This window comes from Leisingera sp. ANG-M6 (genome assembly GCF_000813905.1).
Taxonomy (GTDB): domain Bacteria; phylum Pseudomonadota; class Alphaproteobacteria; order Rhodobacterales; family Rhodobacteraceae; genus Leisingera.
The window spans coordinates 80,079-93,839 of record NZ_JWLG01000022.1 but is presented as its reverse complement, the minus strand read 5'-3'; the positions used below and the strand labels follow the sequence as shown (position 1 = coordinate 93,839).

Annotated in this window: 9 protein-coding genes and 1 riboswitch; of the genes, 1 reads left to right on the top strand and 8 read right to left on the bottom strand. The window is 58.5% G+C overall.

Annotated elements, in window-relative coordinates; genetic code table 11:
- Window positions 1-101 precede the first annotated feature (101 nt).
- Window positions 102-294: riboswitch (cobalamin riboswitch) on the bottom strand.
- A gap of 138 nt (window positions 295-432) precedes the next feature.
- The 8 genes from RA24_RS19180 to RA24_RS19145 all read right to left on the bottom strand — a co-directional run bounded on the left by RA24_RS19180 (window position 433) and on the right by RA24_RS19145 (window position 12,100).
- Window positions 433-2,046, bottom strand: coding sequence for a chemotaxis protein CheW (locus tag RA24_RS19180; RefSeq protein WP_039193588.1), 1,614 nt, complete (start codon window positions 2,044-2,046; stop codon window positions 433-435).
- Window positions 2,043-2,534: a chemotaxis protein CheD gene (locus RA24_RS19175; RefSeq protein WP_039193585.1), complete on the bottom strand. Its 492-nt coding sequence runs from the start codon at window positions 2,532-2,534 to the stop codon at window positions 2,043-2,045. The genes RA24_RS19180 and RA24_RS19175 overlap by 4 nt, the downstream gene beginning before the upstream one ends.
- Entirely contained in the window at window positions 2,525-3,379 is an 855-nt protein-coding gene (locus RA24_RS19170; RefSeq protein ID WP_052269636.1) for a CheR family methyltransferase, read from the bottom strand. Before RA24_RS19170 ends, RA24_RS19175 begins: the two co-directional genes overlap by 10 nt.
- A 27-nt stretch (window positions 3,380-3,406) precedes the next feature.
- On the bottom strand, window positions 3,407-5,305 hold the full coding sequence (locus tag RA24_RS19165) for a methyl-accepting chemotaxis protein (protein ID WP_039193583.1): 1,899 nt from the start codon (window positions 5,303-5,305) through the stop codon (window positions 3,407-3,409).
- Window positions 5,306-5,500: 195 nt separating this feature from the next.
- Complete coding sequence (locus RA24_RS19160; protein WP_039193582.1) at window positions 5,501-7,516, bottom strand: putative 2-aminoethylphosphonate ABC transporter permease subunit; 2,016 nt, start codon at window positions 7,514-7,516, stop codon at window positions 5,501-5,503.
- Between the two features lie 4 nt (window positions 7,517-7,520).
- Window positions 7,521-8,627 carry a putative 2-aminoethylphosphonate ABC transporter ATP-binding protein gene (locus RA24_RS19155; protein ID WP_039193579.1) on the bottom strand — a complete coding sequence of 369 codons (1,107 nt, stop codon included), beginning with the start codon at window positions 8,625-8,627 and terminating at the stop codon, window positions 7,521-7,523.
- A 137-nt stretch (window positions 8,628-8,764) separates the two neighbouring features.
- Entirely contained in the window at window positions 8,765-9,784 is a 1,020-nt protein-coding gene (locus RA24_RS19150; protein WP_019297883.1) for a putative 2-aminoethylphosphonate ABC transporter substrate-binding protein, read from the bottom strand.
- A 744-nt stretch (window positions 9,785-10,528) separates the two neighbouring features.
- The gene (locus RA24_RS19145; protein WP_039193687.1) at window positions 10,529-12,100 is read right to left on the bottom strand and encodes an SGNH/GDSL hydrolase family protein; all 1,572 of its coding nucleotides are present in this window, start codon (window positions 12,098-12,100) and stop codon (window positions 10,529-10,531) included.
- 353 nt (window positions 12,101-12,453) lie between these two features.
- On the opposite strand from RA24_RS19145, the gene RA24_RS19140 reads away from it, so the two are divergent.
- Complete coding sequence (locus RA24_RS19140) at window positions 12,454-13,758, top strand: efflux RND transporter periplasmic adaptor subunit (protein WP_193747152.1); 1,305 nt, start codon at window positions 12,454-12,456, stop codon at window positions 13,756-13,758.
- Window positions 13,759-13,761 lie beyond the last annotated feature (3 nt).

Sequence of the window (13,761 nt, the reverse complement as noted above, 5' to 3'; positions counted from 1 at the left end):
TGAAGGGCATTGACCGGCAAGGCGGAGGGTTTCCCCTTCTTGCGGCGCCAGGAACGGGCGGCGCATCTAGCCGGCAACCTCCCCGGACAACCCCGTCCGGTGTGTTTCGGTTTTCACCGGCAGGTCTCCTGACTGGCGGGTCACTGTCTGTCCCGTCTTCCCGGACCCTTCAGGCCCAGTGACACGATGGGACAGCACTCGCCGCCTACAGTTGCGGGGGCAGTTCCGTTTGGCGCCAGGCGGCACCGCGGATTCCCTCTTAGCCCTTACGGGACCGGTAAAGCGCGGGTAGCGCATCACTTCTCTTGCGGCAAGAAAAACTTCGTCGGTCAGCAGAATTCTTCGGGTCTAGTCATGCAACTCCACGCTCCGTGCAGGCATCGACCCAGGACCCGCGGCAGTTAATTGCGGAAACCGAAAGCGCTGAGTGCTCTAGGCCGCCTTGAAGCACCGGTCTACCAGTGCGTTCGTATCCAGGATCAAAATCGACTCGAACCTGCCGTCTGGTGTTTTGTGCTGCAGGCACCCGGATACATCCTCAGCGATGCTCTTGGAGGTATTCTGCTGGTCCAAGGGCTTCAGTTCAGCCACGCGGTTCTCCGTCGTGATGATTATTTCATCGACGGTGTCCACGAGTATTCCAAACTTCTGCGCGTCATGCTTGAAAATCAGCACTTTCTGATCGCGGCCGGACCCGGGCGGCAGCCCATACAGCACACGTGGATTGAACAGGGTGATAAGCTCTCCCCGCAAATTCAGGATGCCTTCGACGAAGCTCAGTGAAAACGGCGGTTCGAGCAGGTCAATTGGGCGGTTGATCACCTCGCTGACTTCGGAGGTGTCGAGCGCGAACCGTTTTTCGAAAGTGAACTTGATAAATGTGCGCCTTGCCGCGCGGGCCTCCAGTTCAGCGGCCTCTTCTTCCGTTTTCTCGGGTGGAAAAATCTCCTGGCAGGCTTTGGCCGCAGCCACAAAACTTGGCTCCTGCAATAGCTTTGCCGGATCAAGCATCATGACAATCTGGTTGTTCTTATCCAGCAGACACCCGTTCACAAGATCACCGCGCGGCAGGGCCAGCTTGGCAAAGAGCAGCACTTCATCCTCGAAATAGGGCAGGATGCTGTCGATGGAAAAGACCATGAGCCCGACCGGCCCTTCTGCGGTGTCGATGATCAGCATTCTGCGCTCCTTGGGGATCGTGGCCCCAAGCACAAATTTTGCACTATCTCCCATGAATCCGCGGAAATCTATGACGGGCAGGATAACGCCGCGCAGATTTGCAGTGCCGATCACATTGCCACCCACCAGCAGCGACTGTTCCAGCTTGGGAACGGTTCTGACCTCCTTTACAAACCGCAGGTCGATGGCGCAGGTCGTGTGGCCGGTTTGAAATGAAACGCAGGCGAGCTTTTTGCCTCTGCTGAGTTTGACCGTTTCCTGTCCGGGGCCGTTGTCAGCCCGCGGCAGTTTTTCCAGGTTCAGCAGTTCGTGCGGGTCTAGGACCTGAACCAGCCTTTCGCCGTCATTGAATTTCAAAACCCCGTCGATAACAACATCCTTGATGCCGTCGCCATTGGGGCGGAAATCGACCCGCGCCACGCCTTTTCCGTTCAGGACTTCACCCGTTCTGTCGAAAAGAAGGCCAATGCAGTGTTCGCCATGTTCGACAATTGCAACCTTGCGCGATTGCGCGCGCTCAATAGCCGGAAACTCAAGCAGGCTGCGCAAATCAATCACCGGAACAATCATGCCCCTGAGGTTGAAAAGCCCCAGCATGTAGGACGGCGCAAGCGGCACAGGTGAAATCTCATCCGGTTCATTCACGATCTCCTGGAGCGCCGAGACGGAGATTGCAAACTCGCTGTCGTCGATCAGGAATGAACCGTATTTGTCCGGCTTCCCCCGTTTTGCCCGCACATTGTGCGGCTGGGCCAGTTCCTTCTGAGGAACACTGCTGTCCCCAACTCCAACCGCTGGGCAGCCTGCCAGATCGCTAGCCGAAGATTGCGCGCCAAGGATCAGCGGGTTTGAAGTCTCCGGTTTCATGATTGTCCCCCCAGGCGCGGAATCGCTTTGACTGTGAATTCGCCGCTGCTGCAATCGATGGTCACCTGCCGCCCCTGCATGCCGCCGACATCCTCGTGAATGTTGCGGACGCCGGCGTCCCGCAGCGACCGGTAGGCGGAGCGGGCGTTGATGCTGCCGACAAGACGCGCAGGATCCGTATCTGCCGGCATCGTCATGTTGGCACCGCCAACGACAATCGCCTGGAGTTTGCGCAGCTCCTTGCCCGACACCTCCATCAGGGACTGCAGCGAATTGACAGCCTGGTCCACATGCCTGCCGCATATTGCATCAGAGCTGTCCGGTGACTTGGCAAGCAGGCAATGCGCCAGCCCATAGATCCCCTTGGCCGGGTACAGCAGCCCCAGACCGATGCAGGAGCCGAGGATCGCATTCAGCGACTGCCCGGCCCGGCCGGTTTTCACCTGGCCGATCTGCACGTGGATTTTCTGGATGTCATTCATGCACATGGGCTGCCTACCCTGGCGGCGGGCCGGTAGATGATCGGCGCCACTTGTTCAAAGCCGGTACGGAGATTGTTCAGCGTCTCGCTTTCTCCAATGAACAGGACGCCATCCGGCTTGATCAAGTCCCGCACATTCTGAAGGATCTTCTCCTGGTCTTCGCCAGTGAAATAGATCAGCACGTTGCGCAGGAACACCACGTCAAACGGACTGGTGCTGCCAAGCCTTTCCAGCAGGTTATGCAGCTTGAACTTCAGGCGGGCCCGGATCTGCGGCACAGCCTTGTAGCCTTCTGCATCGCTGCCCTTCATGTGGCTGGCAAACAGTGCAGGCTGGTCGCGGCGGAAGCGGGCGATCGCGCGGCCATTGTAAACGCCGGTTTGCGCCACTTCCAAGACCCGGGAGGACACATCGGTGCCCAGCACGGAATAGTCGAAGCCCGGTTTCTGCAGCCGCTGCTGCTCCAGAATTGTGCCGATGGTATGAGCCTCCTCCCCCGTCGATGCCGCAGCCGACCAGGCCCGCATCCTGAGGTTCTCCCCCCGTGCCTGAAACTCCGGCAGGAAGACGTCCTGGAAATAATCCCAGACCCGCGGCGTGCGGTAAAAGTAAGTCTCGTTGGTGGTCACCCGGTTTGTCAGTTCCTGCATCTCCGCAGGGTCGGCGGCGAGCCGGGAGATATAAGATGCGAAGCTCGGTTCTTCGACTTCGCGCAGCCGCCGCCGCAGGCGGCTGACCAGCATTGTCTTGCGGGTCTCGCCGATGGTTATTCCGGTACTCCTGTGAACGATGGTGCGGAGTTTTGCAAAGTCTCCATCGCTCATGGTGATGTCGGTGTCAGGTTTTCTCATGCCCTGTCCTTTCGCCGGTGCACTCAATCAGCAGCCGAGCCGGCCGACTTCTGTTTTCAGCTCCTGTGCTCCGGCGTTCAGCTCCTCTGTTGCAGCTGCGATGGAATCCGAGGCGATGACGGCCTCTTCGGACGCGTCCACAATGCTTTGGATAGCTTCGGAGACGTCCCGCGCTGCAGTCTGCTGCTCATTGGCGGCCACGGATATCTGGGCGATGGAATCCGTGGTGTCAGAGATTCCGGTCAGGATCTTGGTGAAGGCGGCACCGGCCTCCCGAGAGACCTCGCTGCCCTGGGTCACCCGTTTCACCGTTTCATTGATCAACTTGCTGATTTCCTTGGCGGATTGCGACGACCGCTCTGCCAGCTTGCGCACCTCGTCAGCTACCACCGAGAACCCCAGGCCGTGTTCGCCCGCCCGCGCGGCCTCGATTGCGGCATTGAAGGCCAGCAGGTTAGTCTGCCCGGCGATTTCGCTGATCGTCTTGACGATTTCGCTGATTTCCTCGGAGGACGCGTTGATCAGATCCATGGCTTCGATCGACCGTTCAATCGCCTTTGCCCCCAGATCGGCTTCTTCCTTGGTTTTCTGGGCGATCTCGTCGGAGTGACTGCTGTTCTGCGCAATCGAGTCGATCGAGGCGCTCAATTCCTCAACGGAGGCGCTGATTTCCTCTGTGGTGCAGCCCAGTGTCTGGGCGCCGCCGGCGACCGTGTGGGCCTGATCAGAAATTTCCTTGGACTGTTCGGCAAACCGGGTCGCTATCCGGGTCACCTCCTGCGCGACCTGTTTTTCGGCTGTGATGTTGGTGGCGAATTTCACCACCTTGAAAGGTTTGCCATCGGCATTGAACACCGGGTTGTAGGAGGCGTTGATCCAAACCTCCTTGCCGCCCTTGCCAAAGCGTTTGTATTCGCCTGCCGAAAACTCGCCGGAGGCCAGATCCGCCCAGAACTTCTGGTATTCAGGGGAGCTTGTGTACTCCGGATCGCAGAACATCCGGTGGTGCTGGCCGCGGATTTCGTCGAGCGAATAGCCCACGGTTGCCAGGAAGTTCTGGTTGGCGGTCAGGATCGTGCCGTCCAGTTCAAACTCGATCATGGCCTGCGCCCGGCTGATGGCATCCATCTTGCCGTCCTGCTCTGCGGTGCGAAGCTTTTCTTCGGTGACATTGGTGGCAAATTTCACCACTTTGACCGGCTTGCCTTCGGCGTTGAAGATCGGATTGTAGGAAGCATTGATCCAGATTTCTTTGCCGCCTTTGCCAAAGCGCTTGTATTCTCCAGCCGAAAACTCGCCGGACGCGAGATCTGACCAGAATGTCTGGTACTCTGCCGAACTGACGTAGGCGGGATCACAGAACATCCGGTGATGCTGACCGCGGATTTCATCGAGCGAGTAGCCCACGGTTGCCAGGAAATTCTCGTTGGCGGTCAGGATCGTGCCATCCAGCTTGAATTCGATGACCGCCTGAGCCCGGCTGATGGCAGCGATCTTGCCGTCCTGCTCAGCCGTGCGAAGCTTCTCGTCGGTGACATTGGTGGCAAACTTGACCACTTTGCTAGGCTTGCCAGCGGCATCGAAGACCGGGTTGTATGAGGCATTGATCCATACCTCGGCACCATTCTTGCCAAAGCGCTTGTACTCACCGGACGAAAATTCGCCCATCGCAAGCTGCAGCCAGAAATCCCGGTATTCATCGGATGCCGCATAGGCGGGGTCGCAGAACATGCGATGGTGCTTGCCCTGAATCTCCTCCAGCGTGTAACCAACCGCTGCCAAGAAATTTTCGTTCGCCGTTAGGATCGTGCCATCCAACTCAAATTCGATAACGGCCTGGACACGGTTGATGGCGTCCACAACGCCCTGAAGGTCCTCTCTGGCCTGATCAACCTCTGGCGCTGCTGCCGTTTCGTTCGCACCCATAGTTTCGCCTCACTCATAAAAACGTTTCCAGGCCAAATTGGGGAACAGCTATTAACAACACGATACCAATGCACCTTAGGGCTGCATTTAACTCCCGCTTTATCTCTAAAATACAACTCATGGAATTAACTGAAGGTCGGCGCAGCGCCTTCTGGCTGCACCGGCCCCCATTGGGCTTCCTGGCGAAAACAGCGGTCAGCGGCTGCGCCAGGCCTGGGTCTTTCTCAGGATTCCCCGTGATGCCAGCAGGTGGATGATCCGCGCCAGCGCGTTGGTGTAGAAGATCATCATCCCCATGGCCGCTGCCGGGGCGATGTCGCCTGCGTCATCCATGTTCAGCACCGCAATCGAGGCCAGCGTGGTCTTGGGTGAGTAGAGAAACACCACCGCCGACACCGTCGTCATCGCGTTGACAAACAGGTAGATCGAGATGTCCAGCACCGCAGGCAGGCAGACCGGCACCGTGACGCGGGCAAACAGCTTCATCGTGGGCTGCTTGAGCGAGGCGGCAACGGATTCAAACTCCCGGTCCATCTGCTTGAGAGCGGTAACCGCCGTCAGATGCGACACCGTATAGAAGTGGGTGACGGTGCAGACGACCAGGATCGCCATAGTGCCGTAGATCGCATTGAGCGGATTGGACGGGTTGTTGAAAAAGAAGATGTAGGCCAGCCCCAGAACCATCCCTGGAATGGCCATCGGCAGCATCGCAAACATCTGGAAGATGGCGCGCCCGGTGCGGAAGCCCTTGGATTTCTCCACCAGATAGGCACCAAAGAACACCACCGCGGTACCGGCCACAGCTGTCATCAGCGCCAGCTTGATGGAGTTCACATAAGAGCCCCAGCCGCCGCCGTCCATCTTATCGAACTGGTAGTTGTTCAGGCTGAAGCTGAGATCGTAGGGCCAGAACTTGATTAGCGCGGCAAACTGGCAGACCGCCAGCAGGCCGGCGATGAACAGGCCGATGAGCGAGCAATAGGCAAAGAAGATCCGGTCCATCTTCTTGTTCGGCTGCGGCTCATAAGGCACCGAGCGCGCCGACAGCAGCGCCACCTGCTTGGACTGCACCATGCGGTCGATGGCAAAGGCAAGGATTGCCGGGATCACCAGCACCACGGAGACCACCGCGCCCATTTCAAAGTTCTGCTGGCCGATCACCTGCTTATAAATGTCCACCGCCAGCACGTTGAACTGGCCGCCGATCACCTTGGGCAGGCCAAAGTCGGTGATCACCAGATTGAAGACCACAAAGGCTGCCGAAATCAGGCCATAGCGCGCGCCGGGCACAGTGACCGTCCAGAAGGTGCGCCAAGGGGTGGAGCGGAGGCTGGCGGCGGCCTCGTAAAGGCGGGCGTCCGAAATGGCCAGCGCAGTCGAGATGATGATGAAGGCATGCGGGAAGGTGAAGAAAACCGAGCCGATCACAATGCCTATGGGGCCGTAAATACTGGCGCCGAATAAGAGTTCCTTGATCATGCCCTGATTGCCGAAAAGGTAGACCAGCGCGATACCCGGAAGCAGCGACGGTACCAGGATCGGCGCCATGGCAATGAGGCGGAACAAACCCTTGTATTTCATGCAGCTGCGGTTCAGCGCGTAGGCGAACCAGAAGGCAAGCGAAACGGTGACAACCGTGCTGAGCACTGCAATCCACAGAGAATTCTTGATCGAGTTGAACAGCGCAGGCGTCGAGAAGTAGGAGACGAAGTTGTCTATGCCTTGTGCCTTCACCGGCCGCAGCTGCACCCGGCGGAAGGTGTTGGAGTCGAGCGTGACCCACTCAGTGCCGGTTTGCAGGTTGGAACCGATCAGGAAACGGCCGGTATCAGAGGTATTGCGGATCTGGTACATCACCGGGCTGCGGAAGCTGAAGTCGGGGAAGAAACCGGTGACCGGCAGCCGCCCGTCGGCGCCAGTGGACAGATCGGCATCGGCAAAGGTGCCGCTGCGGGCGTTCAGGTCTGCGCCGGTCAGGATGGTGCCGTCAAACGACCCGGCCTCATCGCTGACCTGGAATTCATACTGCGACAGCTCCACCCGGTAGGTGGAGAAGGATTTCGACAACATCGCATAAAGCGGGAAGACCAGCGACACGACAAGGTAAAGCGCGATGATGATCATACTGCCGCGCATAATGATGTCGTCGCGGCTGAGTTTGCCCTTGATCACCGGGCCAGCGGGCATGACGGATTGCGTGGTATCAGTCATCTGCTCACGCCCCCTGCCCGTCTTGCGCAAATGCCATCAGGCGGTTGTCGGGCAGTTCGATTTCCATCTGGCAGCCGGCCTCCAAATCCAGGCGCCGCACTGCGTTGATGGAGAAGTCGGCGATCAGTTCCTTGCCGCCGAAGCGTTCATTGGTCAGGCGGCAGCGCCAGAAGGAGCCGAGGAATTCCATTTCCGCCAGTTGAACGTCGATACAGTTTCGGTTGCCGCTGCTTTCCAGGTACCCGGCCTCATGTGGTATAACGTCCTCGGGCCGGATGGCGGCAATGACCGGGGTGCCGTCGGCAAGTTCATGCGGCAGGCAGGCAAAAGTCTTTTCCCCCACCGCCAGACGCCCCCCTTTGGCAACCGAGGAACTGATCTGGTTCATCTCGCCGATGAAGTCGGCCACGAACAGATTGGCCGGCTCCCGGTAGATTTCAGTTGGAGAGCCGACCTGCTCAATCACCCCGTGGTTCATCACCACGATGCGGTCGGCCATCGCCAGCGCCTCTTCCTGGTCATGGGTCACCATGATGGTGGTCACACCCAGCTTGCGCTGCAGTTCCTTGATCTCGTGGCGCAGGTGGACGCGCACTTTGGCATCCAGCGCCGACAGCGGTTCATCCAGCAGCAGCAGGCCTGGATTAGTTGCGATGGCGCGTGCCAAGGCGATCCGCTGCTGCTGCCCACCCGAGAGCTGGGCCGGGTATTTGCGGCCCTGGTCCGGCAGGCCGACCAGTTCCAGCAGTTCAGCGACGCGCGCATTGATTTCCTGCTTGCTGCGTCCTGCGTTTTCCAAGCCGAAAGCGATGTTCTTTTCGATCGTAAGGTTCGGGAACAATGCATAGGACTGGAACACGATGCCGAAATCCCGCTCAGACGGCGGCAGGTTGGAGACATCCTGATTACCCTGGGTCACAGTGCCCTTGGATTGCAGATCCAGACCCGCAATTGCGCGCAGCAGGGTGGTCTTGCCGCAGCCGGAGGGACCGAGGAAGCAGATGAATTCACCCTCCGTCACGTCCAGGGAGATGTCTTTCAGCGCGATGAAGCTGCCGAAGGCTTTCCAGAGGTCGCGGATGCTCAGGTAGGTTTCTTTTGGCGGGGTCATTTGAAGCACATCGTTGGTCCTTGCATATGCCAACGCGGCACCCTGTCTGTTGTCAACGGGCGGCATGGCTCAGGGCATGAGGCAGTGAAGTTCAGGAAGGCAGAGGGGCGGAAGGCCAACCCTCCGCCCCTGCAGGCTTATTTCGCTTCCGACTTGCCGTCGTAGCGGGCCTGCCATTCCTTGAGGATCGCAGCGCGGTTGTTGGCCGCGAACTCGAAATCATTGTCGATCATCGCGTCCAGCAGCCCTTCCGGGAAATGCTCAACCGGCTTGGCGACGCCCGGGTAAGCGACAACCGCATAGCCGGTGTTGTACATTTCGTTGGCTTCCTTGGTGACCGTGAAATCGACCAGTGTCTGCGCCGCTTCCAGATTTGCGGTGCCTGCCACAATCGCAGTTGCCTCCATGTCCCAGCCGACGCCCTCGGAGGGAACAATGATCTCCAGCGGTGCGCCTGCGGCCTTGGACTTGGCACCACGGAAGGCGAAGGAAATGCCGATCGGGATCTCGCCAGCCGCCGCCAGCTTGCAGGGTTTGGAACCGGAATGGGTATAGCGCGCAATGTTTTCATGCAGCGCATCCATGAACTTCCAGCCCTCTTCCTCACCGAACATCTGCAGCCAGCTGGACACATCCAGAAAGCCGGTGCCGGAGGAATTGGGGTTCGGCATGATAACATGGCCGGCATACTGCGGATCGGTCAGATCCTTCCAGGACGACGGCGGCGTCAGGCCAAGTTTCTCAGCCTCAACCGTGTTGTAGCAGACAGACGCCACCCAGGCGTCCATGCCGACCCAGCTGGGCGGGTTGTCGCCATCAACGAACTTCGAATCCAGCTGATCGACTCCGGTAGGCGCATAGGCTTCCAGCATCCCTTCCGACTTCAGAAGCAGCAGAGAAGTTGCGGCCAGCCCCCAGACCACATCCGCCTGGGGATTGTCGCGCTCGGCCAGCAGTTTGGCCGTGATGATCCCGGTGGAGTCCCGCACCCAGTTGATCTTGATGTCCGGATGGCTCTGGTTGAAGGTTTCTGCGTACCGCGCGAGATCTTCAGCCTCGACTGCGGTGTAGACGGTCAGCTCCGTTTCGGCAATTGACGCGCTCGCTGCCGCTATGGTGAAGGCAAATGCGGTAATAAATGACGCTTTCTGTTTCATGGACTTCCTCTGTTGGCTTGTTCTTGTTCGTTATCGCCCTCTAACGGGGCTGTTGGTCTTACCTTTTCCTGTGACTGGCAGTTTGACAGGTTTTACCATCAATAAAAATTGGTAATACCCATCACATCATAACCAGAACCTATATACCTAACTGTTGCTTCCAACCTCATCAGGCTCAGTCAAGAGTCCGGATGTCATTACTGGTACCGATCATCGCCAGCCAGTCTCCAAGCACTTTTGACCTTCAGCCTGAATCATTGAACAACAGTCCAATTTGTGGGGTTTTGTGTGTTTCAGGATCCCCAAGAGGAAAACTGTTGCATAACTTCAATTGTGTCAACAGAATCCAACACGGCACTGCAGGACCCTGAATGGCTCAACGCTTTCGCCGGGACTGGCTAGGGAGTTCCAAGAGTCCAACAACAGCCCCGCGCAGAACTGCCAGAGGCTACAAAGAGACTCACAGTTCGATTGCGAACACTGAGTCCACGTTGGTTCGGGAACATGTTTAACCGCCCTCTAAGACACCTGGCGGCAACATTCTGGCTTCAGTTGCCAATGAGATGCGCCCCCGGATGCAAACGGCATCTAAAACGGGCGGCCGAGCCAGCACTAACGGCTTGGAAGTGCTGATGATTGAGCAGTACTGGATCAGCCTTTGGCCCGTATTGGCGTGCACAAGATACGAGTTGGATCTTGGATCACAGGTTTTTGTTTGCACAGCGGGCCGAGCCTGCCCCGCACTCAGACAAGCAATTCCTCCCCGGCGGACGGTGCGGATACAGCCCCCCAGTAATCGGCCGGACGGAACCAGTCGAAGCTGTCAAATGCCGTTGAAATGCTGCCGCGGCCGGCAATGGCGTGAATGAACTCGACCCCGAACACGGCAACTCCGAGTTCGCTCAGCACATCATCCACGTTGCCAGCTTCAAAGCTGGTGTAGCTGGTTTCATCCAGAACAAGATACAACGTGTCGGTTCCCGTCCCGCCCCGGAAGACGTCGCTTGACGGCCCGCCGCCGCCGATGAGCGCGTCTTCTGTGAAGACAAATGTGTCGTCGCCAGACCCGCCGAATACCAAGTCATTGCCGCGCCCGTCTACAATCACATCCCGCCCAGCTGCGCCGCGGAGAACATCCGAGCCGTCTCCACCGTTGATGATATCGTTCTGGCTGCCACCATTCACAGTATCGTTGCCGCTGCCGCCAAGAAGAATATCCTTGCCCTTTGCGCCATAAATCCTGTCATTGCCGCTGCCACCGATCACAACGTCGGCGCCGCCGCCGCCATTGATGGTGTCATCTCCGCCCAGCGCAAAAATGGCGTTTGCCGCCCCCCCCTTGCGCAAGACTGTGCTGCCATCATCCAAGAGGGTTGTCTTGCCGCCCCCCATGACAAATTCGGCGTAGGCGCCCCAGATCTGATGCGAAGTCTCTGCCGGGTGAATGGAGTCCCACGCAAGCACTTGGTCACTGCCGAACGTGCTCCCGTCGATCAAATAGTCGGTCCGTTCTGCGAGAATGCCAACCCCGGATGGATCCTCCTCAATTGCCTTTGAAACCGCAAACAGGTCAACGGCCCTGGCGTCGATTCCTTCGGTGCCAAGACCCGCAATGCTCTCCGTAATTCTGCTATTGAAAATATCAATCAGGAGGTCAGCGAAACTTGCATGAACCGGCGAGAGCGTATCGAACTCCGGATAGAACCCGTCCGCAGGCTGGGTGGCGAGAAACACCGTTCCGACCCCGGCTCCGCTGGCGGTGCGGGCGGCTGAGACGATCTGCGCAATCAGCCCTTCAATGACCGGCGTTGCGAGAGCAAGGAAGTCTGCTTGGGTCGCTATCTGCTGTTCCCGCACGGTTCCTAGAAAGCCGATGAAGTCATTCCCTCCAATCAGAAAGAAAGCTGCCGACTCCACCGGTACACCTGCTGAGGCGTCCTCAGTAAAATCTGCGACTTGGGCATCGAGATCTATCAAGCCTTCGAGTAGACCGTCACCGAGTGCGGTTGCCGTCGCTACAGCATAGTTCCTAACCTCAAACCCGCCGAGGGCGGCGGCGTAACTGGCATGGGTCAGCGCGTTGGTGACGGCTCCCTCAGGGCCAACTTCGGAAAAACTGTCTATGATGGTCTGCCGGGCGGCGGCTTTTGCCTCGGCTCGCAAACGCTCCAGGTCGCTTGACGAGGGGAAACCCCCAAAGCTGGCAATCAAGTCCAGCAGGATGAACGGTTCTATGACCGACGCAAGAAGGTCCACAGCATTGCCTTCGTCAGACAGGCTGTCGCCAAAGTAATACACGCGTGAGAACGGTGTCATCATTGCCCCCTTCGGGCACCATCAGTGCAGCACCCGAGCCGCTGGATCGAAAGAAGACGCGGCGCGGCACATTCAACCCAGTGCCCTGCAGCATGTAAGCGTGCGCGCCATTGCTGAATATGGAGCCGCCCGGCGCCATGGCAAGGATTCCCGGCGTGCTGCAACCGCCCATCACACAGCAGCAGAAGAGGTTTGCAAGACCGTTTGCCGGTAACTTTGCGCCAGCGAGCAGGCGGATGGCCCTTCAGTCAGCACCCTAAACAAGCGGTATTCAGGACAAAACAGGATTACATTGAAAATTCAGCTGCAACAGGGCATGGTTAACTATGATGCTGAAGTTGTTCACAATAACTTTGGCCTTGCTGGCCGTGACTGCCTTCTTTTCGCTGCAGCCGGAGGCGCGCACGGAAATCCGCTATCAGACACATCCCGTGGAATTCGGCCCTCTGACTGAAATTGTGACAGCGACCGGAACGCTGGATGCGTTGGTTAAGGTTGATATCAGTTCGCAGGTTTCAGGCCGGATTGCCGAAGTCAGAGCCGGGTTCAACAGCCGTGTCGCCAAAGGGGATCCGCTGGCGATTATCGATCGCGAAGGGTTTCAGGCGCGTGTGGAAGAAGCCAGAGCCGCCGTTGAAATTGCACTGGCAGCTGTAGATGTGCAACGTGCAACTTCGGAACGAGCGGCAGTGGAAATCGAAGCCGCCAAGCTGGAGCAGGAGGTTTTCCGGGCCCGGATCGACCAGGCTTCTGCCGATCTGTCTGTTGCGCGCTCTCGTCTGACCCGTAAGGAGTCCTTGCGTGCAAACGGCACTGTTTCTGCCGCTGACGTGGAGGATGAGCAGGGCGCTGTCTTGCGCGCGGAAGCACTGCTTCGCGAAGCGGAGGCGCAGCTAGCGGCTGGCGGCCAGCGAGTGGAGGCCGCCAGGGCAGAGCATGCCAGAGCCAAGGCTGAGCTTGCCGGCGCAAGGGCCAACGTGCCGCAGCGCCGGGCTGCCCTGCAGCTGGCACTTGTGGAATTGGAGCGCACGGCCATCCGGTCACCGATTGACGGCGTGGTCATCGACCGCAGCATTGATGAAGGGCAGACGGTTGCTGCGGCACTTGAAGCCCCAAAGCTGTTCACGATTGCCGAAGAGCTGAGCCGGATGGTGGTACACGTCAGTGTGGACGAAACCGACATCGGGCGCATCCGCACTGGCCAATCTGCGGAGTTTTCGGTCGATGCCTATCCCGCCAAGCGGTTTTCGGGAACCGTGAGCGAAATCCGGAAATCAGCAAAAGTATTGCAAAACATCGTCACCTACACGGTCGTGCTGAACACCGAAAACAAAGACGAACTGCTGTTTCCAGGAATGACCGCTCTGGTCGACATTGCCATTCGCGAAACCGCGCCGGTGCTGAAGGTGCCAACCAGTGTCCTGTCATACCACCCGTCGCAAGAGGGGTTGGCGGACAGCGCTGCCGGGCGGCAGGTTCTTTGGCGCCTGACCCCTTCAGGTGAGCCCGAGGCTGTTGAGGCCGGAACAGGAGATCAGGATGCCAGCCATACCGCTGTGGTTTCCAGTCACCTGAACGAAGGCGATCTGGTCATAAGCAGTGAAATCAGCACCGCGTCCGGAAACCGGTTTGCGCAGTTTCTCCGTAACTGGCGCTGACAC

Excerpts from the sequence above, each read along its gene's own strand:
- RA24_RS19170 (WP_052269636.1), bottom strand. The coding sequence starts at position 3,379 with ATGAGAAAACCTGACACCGACATCACCATGAGCGATGGAGACTTTGCA.
- RA24_RS19180 (WP_039193588.1), bottom strand. The coding sequence starts at position 2,046 with ATGAAACCGGAGACTTCAAACCCGCTGATCCTTGGCGCGCAATCTTCG.
- RA24_RS19165 (WP_039193583.1), bottom strand. The coding sequence starts at position 5,305 with ATGGGTGCGAACGAAACGGCAGCAGCGCCAGAGGTTGATCAGGCCAGA.
- RA24_RS19160 (WP_039193582.1), bottom strand. The coding sequence starts at position 7,516 with ATGACTGATACCACGCAATCCGTCATGCCCGCTGGCCCGGTGATCAAG.
- RA24_RS19175 (WP_039193585.1), bottom strand. The coding sequence starts at position 2,534 with ATGTGCATGAATGACATCCAGAAAATCCACGTGCAGATCGGCCAGGTG.
- RA24_RS19155 (WP_039193579.1), bottom strand. The coding sequence starts at position 8,627 with ATGACCCCGCCAAAAGAAACCTACCTGAGCATCCGCGACCTCTGGAAA.
- RA24_RS19150 (WP_019297883.1), bottom strand. The coding sequence starts at position 9,784 with ATGAAACAGAAAGCGTCATTTATTACCGCATTTGCCTTCACCATAGCG.
- RA24_RS19145 (WP_039193687.1), bottom strand. The coding sequence starts at position 12,100 with ATGACACCGTTCTCACGCGTGTATTACTTTGGCGACAGCCTGTCTGAC.